We start from the raw sequence: 15,219 nt of genomic DNA on the forward strand, positions 1-15,219 counted from the left end.
CAAGCCCCGCGGCGTCAACGCCGCTTCCGCCGCGCGAGGAGCTTCGGCAGTCCGGCCGGTACGGGATTCCGGGTGGTCGCGGGCGAGCCCACAGGGGGCGCCGCCAACGACCCGTCGGCCACCGGCTCCGGAGCCCCACCCGCCGGCTCAAGTCGCAGCACACGGCACTCCCGCGCCCACCGGTCCAACATGGTCTCCGCATCGGGCGCGTTGAGGCGCTTCCCCTTCAGCTCACCCACGACGGAGTCGTACGCCTCCGTACCTGCCGCCAACTCGACCACCGTCGCCCGCCAGCCCACGAGCCGCCCGCCCTTGTCCTTGCTGCGCACGGTGACGACGGCCGAGCCGCCGTCGACGAGGTCGGGCAGCGGCTGCTCCCCGGGGCCGTCGCCGACGAGGCACGCCGCACCCTCGTGCCACACATGCCACAGGGCCCGCTCCACGCCCCGGCTTCCACGCACCCAGATCAGCCCGGACTTCTTCGTGGCCTCCTCGACGAGGGCGGCATCGAGCAGTTCAGCAGTCGTCATACGGTCAGCGTAGCCGCGAGGCTCACAGCCATCCGTTGCGCTTCAGTGTCCGATGGATCCCGAAGCAGACGCCGCCGATGAGCGCGAGCACCATCGGGTAGCCGAACCGCCAGTGCAGCTCGGGCATGTGGTCGAAGTTCATGCCGTACACCCCGCACACCATCGTCGGTACGGCGATGATCGCGGCCCACGAGGTGATCTTGCGCATGTCCTCGTTCTGGGCGACGGAGGCCTGCGCGAGGTTGGCCTGGAGGATCGAGTTCAGCAGCTCGTCGAAGCCGATGACCTGCTCCTGCACGCGCTCCAAGTGGTCGGCGACGTCCCGGAAGTACTTCTGGATGTCCGGGTCGATCAGCCGCATCGGCCGCTCGCTGAGCAGCTGCAGCGGACGCCGCAGCGGCGCGACGGCCCGCTTGAACTCCAGTACCTCGCGCTTGAGTTGGTAGATCCGGCCCGCGTCCGAGCCGCGCGGGGAGCCCTTGCCGGGCTGCGAGAAGACCTCGGTCTCGACCTCGTCGATGTCGTCCTGCATCGCGTCGGCCACGGCCAGGTATCCGTCGACGACGTGGTCGGCGATCGTGTGCAGCACGGCGCTCGGGCCCTTGGCGAGCAGCTCGGGGTCGTCCTGGAGCCGGTGCCGCAGCGCGCGCAGCGAGCCCTGGCCGCCGTGCCGGACCGTGATGAAGAAGTCCCGGCCGGTGAAGCACATGACCTCGCCGGTCTCCACGACCTCGCTGGTGGCGGTGAGTTCGGCGTGCTCGACGTAGTGGATGGTCTTGAAGACGGTGAACAGCGTGTCGTCGTAACGCTCCAGCTTGGGCCGCTGGTGGGCGTGGACGGCGTCCTCGACGGCGAGCGGGTGCAGCCCGAACTCGGCGGCGATACCGGCGAATTCCTCCTCGGTCGGCTCGTGCAGACCGATCCAGGCGAAGCCGCCGTCGCGCCGCACCTGGCGCTTGGCGCCGCCGGGCGTGAGGCACTCGGAGGACGGGACACGGACCCCGTCGCGGTACACGGCGCAGTCCACGACGGCCGAGCAGGCCGCGGCGTCCCGCGTGAAGTCGTACGAGGTGCGGGCCTCGTTGGCGTACGGGGCGACGCTCTTGCGCAGCGAGGGACGGACGGCGGCTCGCAGGTCGCGCATCATCGACATGGGCAGGCTCCTTCGCGGGCGGGAGTCGCCGCGCGTCGGGTGGAACCACCCGGAATGAGGACGTCCTGGCCAACCGGAAACCGGGACATGCTGCACGTCCACAAAGCGGGAAGCACCGCACCGACGCTGGGCGGCTTCGCTGACTGATTCAGATCGCGACGCCCGGGAGGGACGTCGATGAGATCAGGGGAACGAAGTGCTCTTCCGGCAGGCGCGGCCAGCACGGTGTGCAGCTGACTGCGGGTGAGATGAGGCCCTGGGCCCTACAGGCCGGAAGAACGGGTAGTACTGCACGGTCGACTTCGATCCATGACAGCCCCACCTCCTCCGGCCGGTCCCCCGTGGGGGACGTGAAACGGGTCGGTTTCTCGACGGGCCCGCGGGGGCCCTCGGCGGACACGCACTGCGTGTTGTCCCGACCAGCGGCCAAGACTATCAGCCGACCGGCGAAAGCGGGCCCAGTCCTTACCCGTTGAGCGCGAGATCTATGCTCGCGGGATGGCAGAAGTTCTTGCGCTGGTGGAGGCGCGACTCCGGACAACCCTGGGTGAACCGGACGCGCGGGCGGCGGTCACCTTCCTCGGTACCGACCGCATCGAGGTGTTGCGCTTCACAGATGGCGACGTGGTGCGTTACGCCACCCTCGGCATGTCCGCGTCCCCGATGGCCGATCCCACGGCGGCCCTCGCCGATCCCGTCAAGGGCCCGCGCGCGGAGCTGGTCCTCACCGTCCGCGCCGGCCTCGCCGACACCGACAAGGTGCTGCGCCCGCTCGCGGTCCTCGCGGCGTCCCCGCAGGTCGAGGGCATCGTCGTGGCACCGGGCGCGTCGCTCGACGTGGGCGAACCGCTGTGGCCCGCCGCCCCGTTCACCTCGGCCCTCGTCGCGGAGCCGGGCGGCCTGGTCGAGGACCTGGACCTGGACGAACCCCTGGACCCCGTACGGTTCCTGCCGCTGCTGCCCATGACGCCGAACGAGGCGGCGTGGAAGCGGGTGCACGGCGCGGCCGCGCTCCAGGAGAAGTGGCTGAACAGCGGAACGGACCTGCGCGATCCGCTGCGCAAGTCCGTTTCTCTGGACTGATCCGGGCCTGGATCGGTCCAGGCTGAGAACCGGTCAGTTCGCGTACACCGAGACGCTGTCCTCGGTGGCGTGCTTCGGCTCCAGCTCCGCGGCCTCGTGGGTGAGTGCGCTCCTGCGCACCCACACCACGACCGCGCCGAGCACCGCGGTGATCGCGGCGACCACGAACGGGATGTGGATGTTGCTCCACTCCTCGATCTTCGGCGCGAAGAACGGGGCGGCCGCGGCGGCGAACCACCGGACGAAGTTGTAGCCGGCGCTCGCCACCGGCCGCGGCGCGTCCGAGACGCCGAGCGCGAGCTCGGTGTAGACGGTGTTGTTCACGCCGATGAAGGCGCCGGACAGGACCGTGCAGACGATGGCCGCGGTGTGGTTGCCGTACCCGAGGACGAGTACGTCCAGGGCGAGCAGCACGAGCGAACCGCCGAGCACCTTGAGCGAGCCGAACCTGGCCTGCATGCGCGGCGCGACGATCACCGAGAACAGCGCGAGCAGCACACCCCAGGCGAAGAACACCGCGCCCGACTTGTACGGCGTCATGTTCAGCACGAACGGCGTGAAGGCCAGCACCGTGAAGAACGTGTAGTTGTAGAAGAAGGCCGAGATCGCCGCGGACGCGAGGCCGCCGTGGCCGAGCGCCTTGATCGGATCGAGGATCGACGTCTTCTGCGCGGGCTTCGGCTGTTCCTTCAGGAACACGGTGATGCAGACGAACCCGATGGCCATCAGCGCGGCGGTGCCGAAGAACGGGTAGCGCCAGCTGGCGTTGCCGAGCAGCGCGCCGACGAGCGGCCCGCAGGCCATGCCGAGCCCGAGCGCGGACTCGTAGAGGAGGATCGCGGCCGCGCTGCCACCGGCGGCGGCGCCGACGATGACCGCCAGCGCGGTCGACACGAAGAGCGCGTTGCCGAGGCCCCATCCGGCGCGGAAACCAACCAGTTCCCCGACGGAGCCGGACGTGCCCGCGAGCGCCGCGAAGATCACCACGAGGGCGAGGCCGACGAGGAGGGTCTTCTTGCCGCCGATGCGGCTGGAGACGAACCCGGTCACCAGCATGGCGATGGCGGTGATCAGGAAGTACGAGGTGAAGAGCAGGGAGACCTGGCTCGGTGTCGCTTCGAGGCCCTTGGCGATCGACGGCAGGATCGGGTCGACCAGGCCGATGCCCATGAAGGCGACGACGGATGCCCCGGCGGTCGCCCAGACCGCCTTCGGTTGACGCAGGAGGCCGCCCGCACCTGCGTCGAACGTGTCCCCTTCGGCGGGACCCCCTGTACTGCTGTGGCTCATGCCTGCTGCTCCTTTGTGTCCCTCGAGCCCTTCGAGCCCTTCGAGCTCTTCGGGCCTTCGAGGGCTGGATCGTTGGCGTATGCACATAATAAGTTAGAGCAGCTAATTAATGCAAGCTACATCTATCTATCCTGGTCGGAGCGCCACGGTGCTGCCCTCCGGACGGGTGATCGTCCTTGACGCGGCGCGGGACGGGGAGGACCGTGGGGCTCTATGAGGGGCGAACCCAGTTGCCCGAAGTGTGGTGGCCGGGTCAGGGCTCCCGGACTCTTTGCCGACTCCTGGCAGTGCGATGTGCACGGGACCGTGCATCCGATGCAGCCCGTGATCCCGCCCAGTGTCGAGGCGCTCAGCGTCGTGGTGCGGCGCGCACGGGTGCCGGTCTGGATGCCCTGGCCGCTGCCTGTCGGCTGGCTGTTCACGGGCGTGGCCAACGCAGGGGACGAGCGGCACGGCGGTCGTGCCACCGCCGTCGCCTGCTCGGGTCCCGGGCCGCTCGGTGGCCCCGGTGAGCTGGTGCTCGTCGCCGAGGAGCTGGGCGTCGGACTCGGCGCGCGCTACGCGGGGATCGACGGCCCCGACCCCGGCCCGTACATGGAGGTCTCGGGGCCCCCGCAGGCCAAGGTGCTCGCCGCGGGCCGGCCCACCCCGATGTGGCACGTCTCCGGTGCCCCGGACGACCGGGCGGTCTTCGCCGGCGAGGCGCGCGGCCTGTGGCTGTGGGCGGTCGTGTGGCCGGAGCAGACGGGGATGCTGATGTACGACGAGCTGGTGCTCACGGATCTGCGGGACGCGGGGGCCGAGGTGGACCTGCTGCCGTGCGGGGCGCTGTCGCCGCGCATCATGACGTGAGTCCCGGAGTGCGGGTGAGGTAAGGGTTCCGTGCCCGGTTCGGTGGTGACGGGGGTGTTGGAAATCCCCGTTATCCTTGAGCGGTCCCCGTCAGTCCGTCGAGCCTGGAGTACGCAGCCGTGCGCATCGATCTGCACACCCACTCCACCGCTTCCGACGGCACGGACAGCCCGACGGAACTCGTACGGAACGCCGCCGCGTCCGGCCTGGACGTCGTCGCGCTCACCGATCACGACACCACGCGCGGGCACGCCGAGGCGATCGCCGCGCTCGACGCTCTGTCGGCCGACGGCTCGTCGACGGGGCTGACCCTCGTCACCGGCGCCGAGCTCTCCTGCCGTCTCGACGGCGTGAGCATGCACATGCTGGCGTACCTCTTCGACCCCGAGGAGCCGGCCCTGCTCGCCGAGCGCGAGCTGGTCCGCGACGACCGGGTGCCGCGCGCCAAGGGCATGATCGCCAAGCTGAACGAGCTGGGCGTCCCCGTCACCTGGGAGCAGGTCGCCCGGATCGCGGGCGACGGTTCGGTCGGCCGCCCGCACATCGCCACGGCGCTGGTCGACCTCGGTGTCGTACCGACGGTCTCCGACGCGTTCACCGAGGACTGGCTGGCCAACGACGGGCGCGCGTACGTCGACAAGCACGAGACCGACCCCTTCGAGGCGATCCGCCTGGTCAAGGCCGCGGGCGGGGTCACCGTCTTCGCGCACCCGGGCGCCGCCAAGCGCGGTCACACCGTTCCCGAGGCATCGATCGCGAAGCTGGCGGAGGCCGGGCTCGACGGCATAGAGGTCGACCACATGGACCACGACGCCGCGACCCGCGAGCGCCTGCGCGGCCTCGCCGCCGACGTCGGCCTGCTGGTCACCGGGTCCTCGGACTACCACGGCAGCCGTAAGACGTGCGTGCTCGGCGAGTACACCACCGACCCCGAGGTCTACGGGGAGATCACGCGGCGCGCGACGGGCGCCTTCCCGGTGCCGGGCGCCGGCGGACGCGACGCCTGACGCGCCCCGTACGCACCTCGACCCACCCTTCCGCACCACTCTCGCAAGGCACCCCACCGTGTTCGACGCTGCCGTTTTCGGATCCCTTTTTCTCACGCTTTTTGTGATTATGGATCCCCCCGGAATCACCCCGATCTTCCTCGCCCTCACCGCGGGCCGGCCCGCCAAGGTCCAGAAACGCATGGCCTTCCAGGCGGTCTGCGTGGCCTTCGGCGTCATCGCCGTGTTCGGCGTCCTGGGCAACCAGATCCTGGCCTATCTGCACGTCTCCGTCCCGGCCCTGATGATCGCGGGCGGTCTGCTGCTGCTCCTGATCGCGCTCGACCTGCTGACCGGCAAGACGGACGAGCCCAAGCAGACCAAGGACGTGAACGTCGCCCTCGTTCCGCTCGGCATGCCGCTGCTCGCCGGTCCCGGCGCGATCGTCTCCGTGATCCTCGCCGTGCAGGACGCGGACTCGATGGGCGACCAGGTCTCCGTCTGGTCCGCGATCATCGCGATCCACGTGGTGCTGTGGCTCGTGATGCGCTACTCGCTGGTGATCATCCGCGTCATCAAGGACGGCGGCGTGGTCCTGGTGACCCGGCTCGCGGGCATGATGCTCTCCGCGATCGCGGTGCAGCAGATCATCAACGGCGTGACGCAGGTGATCCAGGGCTCCTGACCGCCCTGAGTTCCCGACCGTCCTGGGTTCCTGAGGGCGCCGGAGCACAGCGAAGCCCCCGTACGCATCGTGCGTACGGGGGCTTCGAAGTGTGTAAGTCGCTTACGCCGTTACGAGGCGGACGACTCGGCCGGGCGGATGTAGAGGCGCTGCCCGATGGCGGCGGCCTGCTGAACGATCCGGTTGACGGAGGCGGCGTCCACGACGGTGCTGTCCACGGCGTTGCCGTCGACATCGTCGAGTCGCATGATTTCGAAGCGCATGGGCTTCTCCCTTCGTCTGGTGATCCTCCTGAAGGAGAACTACTCGTGCGGGGCTTCTCAGCTTGCTCCCGCCGTACGGCCGGGCGGTTGCCCGGCCGTTAAGAGTGAATTGCGCGGCTGCAGTGCCGCACGTTCCTGTGGGTACAACGAGTTGCCCGCTGCAAACATTCCCTACGCTAAGGAAATTTTTCGAGCGGCTAATTACTCGTGCGTCAGCAGGGCCGCGAGGGGCTCGTGAGGTGCTGCGCTACGCCGCCGGGTGGCGGTCCCAGAAGGCGGCGAGGGCGGCGGCCGTGGCCCCCGGCCGGTCGGTATTGGGGGAGTGCTCGGCCCCGGCGACGACGGTGCGCTCCGCGCCGAGCCGCGCCGCCATGTCGTCGAGGAGCGGCACGGGCCAGGTGTCGTCCCGCTCGCCGGACAGCACATGTATCGCGAGGCCGAGCGCCGCGAGCTCGTCGACCCGGTCCGGCTCCGTGCGCAGCTGCCCCGCCGTGGCGATGAGCTGGGCCGGGCTGTTCCGCATCCAGCGGCGGCGCAGATCCTCGCCGTCACCGCGGAGGTCGGCGGCGTCCTCGGGCGCGTCCAGGCCCTGGATCGCCTCCCACACCTGCGCCATGTCGAGCGCGGCGAGGGCGTCCTGGAGCAGCTTGGCGCGCTCCTGCTGGGGCTGTGCGACGGCGGCGGGGCCCGAGGACATCAGCGTGAGCGAGGCGAACGGGGCGGGGTCCTCGATGACCGCCGCGCGCGCGACGAGCCCGCCGAGCGAGTGGCCCAGCAGATGCACCCGGCCGGCTCCCGCGTCGGCCTGGAGCGCCGCCACCTGCGCGAGCACGTCGCGCGCCAACTCCCGCTGCCGGTAAGGCCGTTCGTCGTCCTTCGGGCCTTCCGACTCGTACTGCCCGCGGCCGTCCACGGCGACGGTCCGGTAACCGGCCGCGCTCAACGGGGCGTGCAGCTCGATGAAGTCCTCCTTGCTGCCCGTGAAGCCGGGCAGCAACAGGGCGGTGCCCCGGACCGGTCCGTCGGCCGGCTCGCCGGTGAGCGCGGCGAAGTCGCCCCGGGCGGTGCGGAGGCGGTGCGCACGGGTGCCGGGCGGCGGGGTGAAGGTCGCGGGCCTGCTCATGTGCCGAGATTACGCGCAGCCACCGACAACGAAGGCCCGGGCCCCGCAGCAGCGGGATCCGGGCCTTTCGCCGTGGACGGATCAGGCCTCGGGGGCCGCGACCTTCTTGCGCGTACGACGCGGCTTCGCCTCGGTCGCCTCGGCGACGGGCTCGGCCTTCTTCCGGGTCCGCGCGGGCTTCGCCTCGGCGGTCTCGGCGGCGGGCTCGGCCTTCTTACGGGTCCGGGTCCGCGTGGCCGGCTTGGCCTCGGTCGCCTCGACGGTGTCGACGGCGGCTTCGGCCTTCTTGCGCGTACGACGCGGCTTTGCCTCGGTCGCCTCGGCCGCTTCGGCGGTCTCGACGACGGGCTCGGCCTTCTTTCGGGTGCGGGTGCGGGTGCGCGTGGCGGGCTTGGCTTCAGCGGCCTCCGCGGTGTCGACCGCGGCCTCCGCCTTCTTCCGCGTCCGCGTGCGGGCCGGCTTCGCCTCGCTCGCGTCCGCCGCCTCGGCGACGGGCTCGGCCTTCTTGCGCGTACGCGCCGGCTTGGCCTCGGTCGCCTCGACGGTGTCGACGGCGGCTTCGGCCTTCTTGCGCGTACGACGCGGCTTCGTCTCGGTCGCCTCGGCCGCTTCGGCGGTCTCGACGACGGGCTCGGCCTTCTTACGGGTGCGCGTGCGCGTGGCGGGCTTGGCCTCGGTGGCCTCCACGGTGTCGACCGCGGCCTCCGCCTTCTTGCGAGTGCGGGTCCGCGTAGCGGGCTTGGCCTCGGCGACCTCAGCGGTCTCGGCCGTGTCGACCGCGGCTTCCGCCTTCTTGCGGGTGCGCGCGGGCTTCGCCTTCGGCTCGGCCTGCTCCGGCTCAGCGGCCGCCGGCACGGCTTCCACCGTCTCGACGACGGCCTCGGCCTTCTTGCGCGTACGGCGACGCGGCTGGGCGGGGATCTCCGCCTCGACCGTCTCCACGACCGCCTCGGCGGCGGGGGCCACCGGCGCGACCGACTGGGCGCCTGCGCCACCGCGCGTACGGCGGCGACGGCGCGGGGTGCGCGGCTCGGTGGACTCCTCCGCGGGAGCGGGAACGGACGTCGGAGCGGACGCGGGTGCGGCCGTCGTGGCCTCCCCGGCGCCGACCGGCTCGCCACCGCGCATGCGGCGACGGCGGCGCGGCGTGCGCGCCGGGCGCTCGCGCTGTTCGCGCTGCTCGCGGTCCCGATCACGGTCACGGTCGCGGTCGCCTCGACCACCACGGCTGCCGCGCGAGGACGACGCCCCGCGGCCACCGGTCTCGCCCAGGTCCTCGATCTCCTCGGCCCCGAGCCCGGCGCGCGTGCGCTCCGAGCGCGGCAGGACACCCTTGGTGCCGGCCGGGATGTTGAGCTCCTCGTAGAGGTGCGGGGACGAGGAGTAGGTCTCGACCGGGTCGTTGAAGTCCAGCTCGAGCGCCTTGTTGATCAGCTGCCAGCGCGGGATGTCGTCCCAGTCGACGAGGGTGATCGCGATGCCCTTGGCGCCCGCGCGGCCGGTGCGGCCAATGCGGTGCAGGTACGTCTTCTCGTCCTCGGGGGACTGGTAGTTGATGACGTGCGTGACGCCCTCGACGTCGATACCGCGCGCGGCGACGTCGGTGCACACGAGCACGTCGACCTTGCCGTTGCGGAACGCGCGCAGCGCCTGCTCGCGCGCGCCCTGCCCGAGGTCGCCGTGCACGGCGCCGGAGGCGAAGCCGCGCTTCTGCAGCTGCTCGGCGATGTCCGCGGCGGTCCGCTTCGTACGGCAGAAGATCATCGCGAGCCCGCGGCCGTCGGCCTGCAGGATGCGCGAGACCATCTCGGGCTTGTCCATGTTGTGCGCGCGGTAGACGTGCTGCTTGGTGTTCGCGACCGTCTTGCCCTCGTCGTCCGGCGCGGCGGCGCGGATGTGCGTGGGCTGCGACATGTAGCGGCGGGCCAGGCCGATGACGGCGCCCGGCATGGTCGCCGAGAACAGCATCGTCTGACGCTTCGCCGGAAGCATGTTGATGATCTTCTCGACGTCGGGCAGGAAGCCCAGGTCGAGCATCTCGTCGGCCTCGTCGAGGACGAGCGCCTTGACGTGCGAGAGGTTCAGCTTCTTCTGGCCGGCCAGGTCGAGCAGTCGGCCGGGCGTACCGACGACGACGTCGATGCCCTTCTTGAGGGCCTCGACCTGGGGCTCGTACGCACGCCCGCCGTATATGGCGAGGACGCGCACATTGCGCACCTTGCCGGCGGTCAGGAGGTCATTGGTCACCTGCTGGCACAGCTCGCGCGTCGGAACGACGACGAGGGCCTGGGGGGCGTCGGTCAGCTGCTCGGGCGTGGCCCGGCCCGCCTCGACGTCCGCGGGGACGGTGACGCGCTCCAGGAGCGGGAGGCCGAAACCGAGGGTCTTGCCCGTACCGGTCTTGGCCTGGCCGATGACGTCCGAGCCCGAGAGGGCTACGGGGAGGGTCATCTCCTGGATGGGAAAGGGGTTGATGATGCCGACGGCCTCAAGGGCCTCCGCGGTCTCGGAAAGAATGCCGAGCTGACGGAAAGTCGAAGTCTGCGTAGTCAGGGTGTTGCCTCTTCTGTGAGGTGCGGCGCGAGGCGAACGCGGGGGTCGTGACCGTGCCGGTCTGGTACACCGGACTCGAGCCGCGGTCTGCGGGGATCGGGTGGACCGGATGGCGCGGGACCACTGCCGACGCTCGAGCGCTCGTGCCGCTGAGGGCCCCTCCTCAGATTCGTACGCCTTGTGACGTACGACCCGGAGGGCTGTCGGGTCGGAGCCGATCGGGCCTCCGACCGGGCATCCTCATTCATGAGGCCCGTCCGAAGTGCGCACAGGCGCCTTGGAGGCGCCTTGCTCTCGGCGGGCTCTTTACCACCATACCCCGGATTCGCGCATGTGCGATGGCCGAATGGGTCACGTAGCCGTCGTCACACTCATTGACCAGGGACTTCCGCGACGCGGAGAGCGGGCTATTGTGCGCTTCATGGAGACGCCTGACAACGCCACGCCGACCGCCGAAGCAACCTCCGGGCTCACCGGTATCGCTGCCCAGGACTGGGCCACCGCGTCCGCGGACGAGAACTATCGCGCCGCCGTCGTCGACCTGCTGGGCGCGCTCGCGTACGGGGAGCTGGCGGCGTTCGAGCGGCTCGCCGAGGACGCGAAGCTGGCGCCCACGCTGGCCGACAAGGCGGAGCTGGCCAAGATGGCCTCCGCCGAGTTCCACCACTTCGAGCAGCTGCGCGACCGCCTCTCGGAGATCGGCGTGGAGCCGACCGCGGCGATGGACCCGTTCGTCGGCGCCCTCGACGGCTTCCACCGTCAGACCGCCCCGTCGGACTGGCTCGAGGGCCTGGTCAAGGCGTACGTCGGCGACTCGATCGCGTCGGACTTCTACCGCGAGGTCGCGGCCCGCCTCGACTCGGACAGCCGCTCCCTCGTCCTCGCCGTGCTCGACGACACCGGCCACGCGTCGTTCGCCATCGAGAAGGTGCGCGCCGCGATCGAGGCCGACCCGCGCGTGGGCGGCCGGCTCGCGCTCTGGGCGCGACGCCTCATGGGGGAGGCGCTCTCGCAGTCGCAGCGGGTGGTCGCGGACCGGGACGCGCTGTCGACCATGCTGGTCGGGGGCGTGGCCGACGGCTTCGACCTGGCCGAGGTCGGCAAGATGTTCTCGCGGATCACCGAGGCGCACACCAAGCGGATGGCAGCACTCGGCCTCGCCGCCTGACGACGCCTTCGGTTCTTCCGCTTCTTGCGGGTTTCTGGTTGCTGCTGTTCTGCCGCTTCCGCTTCCGCTTCGTCTACGCGTACGGAGTCAGCTGCTGCCGCGCTCTGCCCCGGGTGGGGCGCAGCAGCAGCGAGAGCAGGGCCACGGACATCGCGACCGCGCCCACGAGCGTGGCGATCGCATGACCCGGACCCAGCGCGCTGTGGGTGACGAACGCCCCGAACAGGGCGCCCGCGATGCCGGTCGGCAGCACGAGCGTGCGTGACGGCAGCCTGTGCGGCAGGCGATGGCCCGCCCCGAGGGCGAGTGCCATGCCGAGCAGTACGGAGCCGAGAGCTTCGAGAAGCATGGTGCGGATACCTCCCGCGCGGCCGTTGGGTGCACTTCGGACGTAGCCGGTCTACCCCTGGCCCCCCGGCTGCAACCCTCCCCGCCGGGATCGTCTGTGCGCTCGCTGTGAACATGCAAAAGGCCTGATGGCAGCTATGCCATCAGGCCTTTCACGGTCTGTCCGCGCGTCCCTTCCGGGAAGCTCTACAGCGGGCCGAAGCCCACCTTCCGCGCCGACGGTTCGCCGAGCTCGACATACGCGAGGCGCTCGGCGGGGACCAGGACCTTGCGGCCCTTCTCGTCCTTCAGGGAGAGGAGTTGGGACTTGCCGGACAGCGCCGCGGACACCGCGCTCTCGACCTCCTCGGCGGACTGGTCGCTCTCCAGAACGATCTCGCGAGGCGTGTGCAGCACGCCGATCTTGACCTCCACGGCCTTGTCCCTCCGACGATCCGTGATGTGCGCGGAAGACCGCGCCGTACCCAGCAAAGATTAGCCCGGCCAGGCGAGACTCCCGGCGCCACGGCTGCACGCCAAGAGCGAACAGCCGGACGGGAACAAAGTGAGCCGTGTGCTCGGGCCGTGTGCGCGCAGGCGCGCGCTCAGCGTGCGCGCGGGCGCGTACCGAGTCGGGCGCGTGCTCAGTGCTGCTCTGCGCCGTGCAGCGGGAAGCCCGCGATGCCGCGCCAGGCGAGCGACGTCAGCAATTGCACCGCCGTGTCGCGCTCGACCGGGCTCGAGCTGGACAGCCAGTAGCGCGCGACGACCTGCGAGACGCCGCCGAGGCCCGTCGCGAGAAGCATCGACTCGTCCTTGGACAGGCCCGTGTCCTCCGCGATCACGTCCGAGATCGCTTCGGCGCACTGCAGGCTGACCCGGTCGACGCGCTCGCGCACCGCCGGCTCGTTCGTCAGGTCGGACTCGAAGACGAGCCGGAACGCGCCGCCCTCGTCCTCCACGTACGCGAAGTAGGCGTCCATGGTCGCCGCGACGCGCTGCTTGTTGTCCGTCGTGGAGGCGAGCGCCGTGCGGACCGACTGCAGCAGGGACTCGCAGTGCTGGTCGAGCAGCGCCAGGTAGAGCTCGAGCTTGCCGGGAAAGTGCTGGTAGAGCACCGGCTTGCTGACGCCGGCCCGCTCGGCGATGTCGTCCATCGCGGCCGCGTGGTACCCCTGCGCGACAAAAACCTCCTGGGCAGCGCCCAGAAGTTGATTGCGTCGGGCACGGCGCGGCAGGCGTGTGCCCTTGGGGCGCGCTGCCTCCGTCTGCTCGATGGCTGTCACGCCGCCTCCCAAGATTGTCCGTGCGCGGTGTGCGCCGCGACGCCATCGTACTTTTGGGTAACCCTGATGTGCGCGGTGCGAGCGCAGAATTTCACGGACCGGACTGCTGTGAAAACCGCATGTAGTGAGCCCGATGTCACATCTGTGGTCACAAATGGGTGGATCGTGGCGCACCGCTCACCGGTAGTCGTACTCGTCTCACCTGTAGTCGTCCTCGTCGATCGCGACAACGCGGGCCTGCTCCGCCCGGTCCGCCTCGTTCGCGCTGTCCGGGTCGGCCGCCGCGTCCGGATCGTCGTCCAGCTCGGGCGCGAGGTCCGTGTGCTGCTCCGCGCTGTCGGCCTCGGGTGTCTCCACGCCCGCCTCGGCGGGGCGGTGCTCCGCGAAGGTCTCGGGGTCGCTCGGGTCGACGGTCATCGATGGCTCCCTTCCTCACATGTCCGTGCGTGGGCGGGTGCCCTGATTCGAGCGTAGGAGACACCTGATCGGGGCGCTATGCGACCTTTTGTGGATCCCTTGAGTGCCGCAGGGGCTTCCTGAGCGATTCCGCCCGGCCGTGCGCGTTTGGATCTGTGACAGCGAACACGCGATCCACTGCGTGATCGTCTCGTAACATATGTCGCATGTCTTCGACCGAGTCGCCGCGCGTGCCTGCCGTCATCGCCGCCGCGACGCCCACGCCGGGCGCCGTCGAAGTCGCGGAGGGGGAGCACTTGCGATCGGTCGGGCTCCCCGGCCTGACGCTGTCGGTCCGGGCCCGTCCCGGAGCGTACGAGGGGCTGCCGCCCGCGCTGTACGTGCACGGGCTCGGCGGCTCCTCGCAGAACTGGTCGGCGCTGATGCCGCTGCTCGAGGACACCGTCGACGGGGAGGCGGTCGACCTGCCGGGGTTCGGCGACTCGCCGCCACCGGACGACGGCGACTACTCGGTGACCGGGCACGCGCGCGCGGTCATCCGTTATCTCGACGCGCAGGGGCGCGGCCCCGTGCACCTCTTCGGGAACTCGCTGGGCGGAGCCGTCGCCACGCGCGTGGCCGCCGCGCGCCCCGATCTCGTCCGCACGCTGACCCTGGTGTCGCCCGCGCTGCCGGAGATCCGGGTGCAGCGCACCGCCCTGCCGACCGGTCTGCTCGCGGTGCCCGGCGTCGCCCCGCTCTTCACGCGCCTGACGAAGGAGTGGACGCCCGAGGAGCGGGTGCGCGGCGTCATGGCCCTTTGTTACGGAGACCCGAACCGGGTCACGCCCGAGGGCTTCAGGGTGGCCGTCGAGGAAATGGAGCGGCGGCTCCAACTGCCGTACTTCTGGGACGCGATGGCCCGCTCCGCGCGCGGTGTCGTGAACGCCTATACGCTCGGCGGGCAGCACGGCCTCTGGCGGCAGGCCGAGCGGGTGCTCGCACCGACGCAGCTCATCTACGGAGGGCGTGATCTGCTGGTCTCGTACCGGATGGCGGCCCGCGCGGCACGTGCCTTCCGGGACTCGAGGCTGCTCACGCTCCCGGACGCGGGGCATGTCGCGATGATGGAGTACCCGAGGACGGTCGCGACGGCGTTCCGGGAACTCCTCGCCGACACCGAAGCGTTGAACAAGAGGCGCGGGAGCGCCAGTAGTGCCGGTGACGCCGCGAGTGACGCGTCCGGCACCGACGACCACACGACATTGGGGAGCTGAGGCGGCCTGTGGGACGGCATAGCCGCCGAGGATCGGCAGACGGCACAGAGGACGCTGTCGACGTACAGCTGGAGACTGAAGCGCATACCCCGCCCCGGCCGGGCGTGGGTACCGGGCGCAGGCGAAGGGGGCCCGCGGAGGCTCCGCCTGCGCTGGCTCCGCCGTCGGCGTCCGGACGTCCCCCCTTCCCGGGGCACACGTCCGCGCGTCAGGGGGCCGGGCCGGTGCGTGGCGGCCATCCCGAGCC

The 15,219-nt window shown here is 70.8% G+C and carries 16 protein-coding genes; 6 read left to right on the forward strand and 10 right to left on the reverse strand.

The genetic code is table 11. The features are described from left to right. Positions 1-14 precede the first annotated feature (14 nt). Both ACYSUO_RS13000 and ACYSUO_RS13005 read right to left on the reverse strand, forming a co-directional pair. Positions 15-530, reverse strand: a complete 516-nt coding sequence (locus tag ACYSUO_RS13000; RefSeq protein WP_461776221.1) for a hypothetical protein — start codon at positions 528-530, stop codon at positions 15-17. A gap of 22 nt (positions 531-552) precedes the next feature. Next, positions 553-1,683 (reverse strand): magnesium and cobalt transport protein CorA, encoded by a 1,131-nt coding sequence (locus ACYSUO_RS13005; RefSeq protein ID WP_461776222.1) that lies wholly within the window; start codon positions 1,681-1,683, stop codon positions 553-555. 498 nt (positions 1,684-2,181) lie between these two features. On the opposite strand from ACYSUO_RS13005, the gene ACYSUO_RS13010 reads away from it, so the two are divergent. Further along, a complete protein-coding gene (locus tag ACYSUO_RS13010; protein WP_404072508.1) occupies positions 2,182-2,766 on the forward strand; it encodes a suppressor of fused domain protein in 585 nt (194 codons plus the stop codon). 33 nt (positions 2,767-2,799) lie between these two features. Here ACYSUO_RS13010 and ACYSUO_RS13015 read toward each other — a convergent pair whose 3' ends face one another. Then, positions 2,800-4,056 (reverse strand): MFS transporter, encoded by a 1,257-nt coding sequence (locus ACYSUO_RS13015; protein ID WP_461776223.1) that lies wholly within the window; start codon positions 4,054-4,056, stop codon positions 2,800-2,802. Between the two features lie 213 nt (positions 4,057-4,269). Here ACYSUO_RS13015 and ACYSUO_RS13020 point away from each other — a divergent pair, with 213 nt between their 5' ends. From ACYSUO_RS13020 to ACYSUO_RS13030, 3 genes are all read left to right on the forward strand, one after another. Next, entirely contained in the window at positions 4,270-4,908 is a 639-nt protein-coding gene (locus ACYSUO_RS13020) for a DUF6758 family protein (RefSeq protein WP_426901255.1), read from the forward strand. A gap of 119 nt (positions 4,909-5,027) precedes the next feature. Then, positions 5,028-5,915: a PHP domain-containing protein gene (locus ACYSUO_RS13025; protein ID WP_461776224.1), complete on the forward strand. Its 888-nt coding sequence runs from the start codon at positions 5,028-5,030 to the stop codon at positions 5,913-5,915. A gap of 58 nt (positions 5,916-5,973) precedes the next feature. Beyond that, a complete protein-coding gene (locus ACYSUO_RS13030; RefSeq protein WP_422409539.1) occupies positions 5,974-6,579 on the forward strand; it encodes a MarC family protein in 606 nt (201 codons plus the stop codon). 110 nt (positions 6,580-6,689) lie between these two features. Here ACYSUO_RS13030 and ACYSUO_RS13035 read toward each other — a convergent pair whose 3' ends face one another. The 3 genes from ACYSUO_RS13035 to ACYSUO_RS13045 form a co-directional block, all read right to left on the reverse strand. Beyond that, the gene (locus ACYSUO_RS13035) at positions 6,690-6,842 is read right to left on the reverse strand and encodes a hypothetical protein (RefSeq protein WP_266713800.1); all 153 of its coding nucleotides are present in this window, start codon (positions 6,840-6,842) and stop codon (positions 6,690-6,692) included. A 247-nt stretch (positions 6,843-7,089) separates the two neighbouring features. Next, entirely contained in the window at positions 7,090-7,965 is an 876-nt protein-coding gene (locus tag ACYSUO_RS13040) for an alpha/beta fold hydrolase (RefSeq protein WP_461776225.1), read from the reverse strand. 81 nt (positions 7,966-8,046) lie between these two features. Then, on the reverse strand, positions 8,047-10,416 hold the full coding sequence (locus ACYSUO_RS13045; RefSeq protein ID WP_461776226.1) for a DEAD/DEAH box helicase: 2,370 nt from the start codon (positions 10,414-10,416) through the stop codon (positions 8,047-8,049). Between the two features lie 514 nt (positions 10,417-10,930). Between ACYSUO_RS13045 and ACYSUO_RS13050 the strand changes: the two genes are divergently transcribed. After that, the gene (locus ACYSUO_RS13050) at positions 10,931-11,686 is read left to right on the forward strand and encodes a ferritin-like fold-containing protein (protein WP_461776227.1); all 756 of its coding nucleotides are present in this window, start codon (positions 10,931-10,933) and stop codon (positions 11,684-11,686) included. A 73-nt stretch (positions 11,687-11,759) separates the two neighbouring features. Here ACYSUO_RS13050 and ACYSUO_RS13055 read toward each other — a convergent pair whose 3' ends face one another. The 4 genes from ACYSUO_RS13055 to ACYSUO_RS13070 form a co-directional block, all read right to left on the reverse strand. After that, positions 11,760-12,035 carry a hypothetical protein gene (locus tag ACYSUO_RS13055; protein WP_461776228.1) on the reverse strand — a complete coding sequence of 92 codons (276 nt, stop codon included), beginning with the start codon at positions 12,033-12,035 and terminating at the stop codon, positions 11,760-11,762. 185 nt (positions 12,036-12,220) lie between these two features. Then, entirely contained in the window at positions 12,221-12,448 is a 228-nt protein-coding gene (locus ACYSUO_RS13060) for a DUF3107 domain-containing protein (protein ID WP_326013968.1), read from the reverse strand. A gap of 209 nt (positions 12,449-12,657) precedes the next feature. Then, positions 12,658-13,299 (reverse strand): TetR/AcrR family transcriptional regulator, encoded by a 642-nt coding sequence (locus ACYSUO_RS13065; protein WP_267069320.1) that lies wholly within the window; start codon positions 13,297-13,299, stop codon positions 12,658-12,660. A gap of 198 nt (positions 13,300-13,497) precedes the next feature. Further along, entirely contained in the window at positions 13,498-13,716 is a 219-nt protein-coding gene (locus tag ACYSUO_RS13070) for a hypothetical protein (RefSeq protein WP_461776229.1), read from the reverse strand. 206 nt (positions 13,717-13,922) lie between these two features. On the opposite strand from ACYSUO_RS13070, the gene ACYSUO_RS13075 reads away from it, so the two are divergent. Continuing rightward, positions 13,923-14,972 (forward strand): alpha/beta fold hydrolase, encoded by a 1,050-nt coding sequence (locus ACYSUO_RS13075; protein WP_461776230.1) that lies wholly within the window; start codon positions 13,923-13,925, stop codon positions 14,970-14,972. Positions 14,973-15,219: the final 247 nt, after the last annotated feature.

The organism is Streptomyces sp. UC4497 (genome assembly GCF_054871485.1).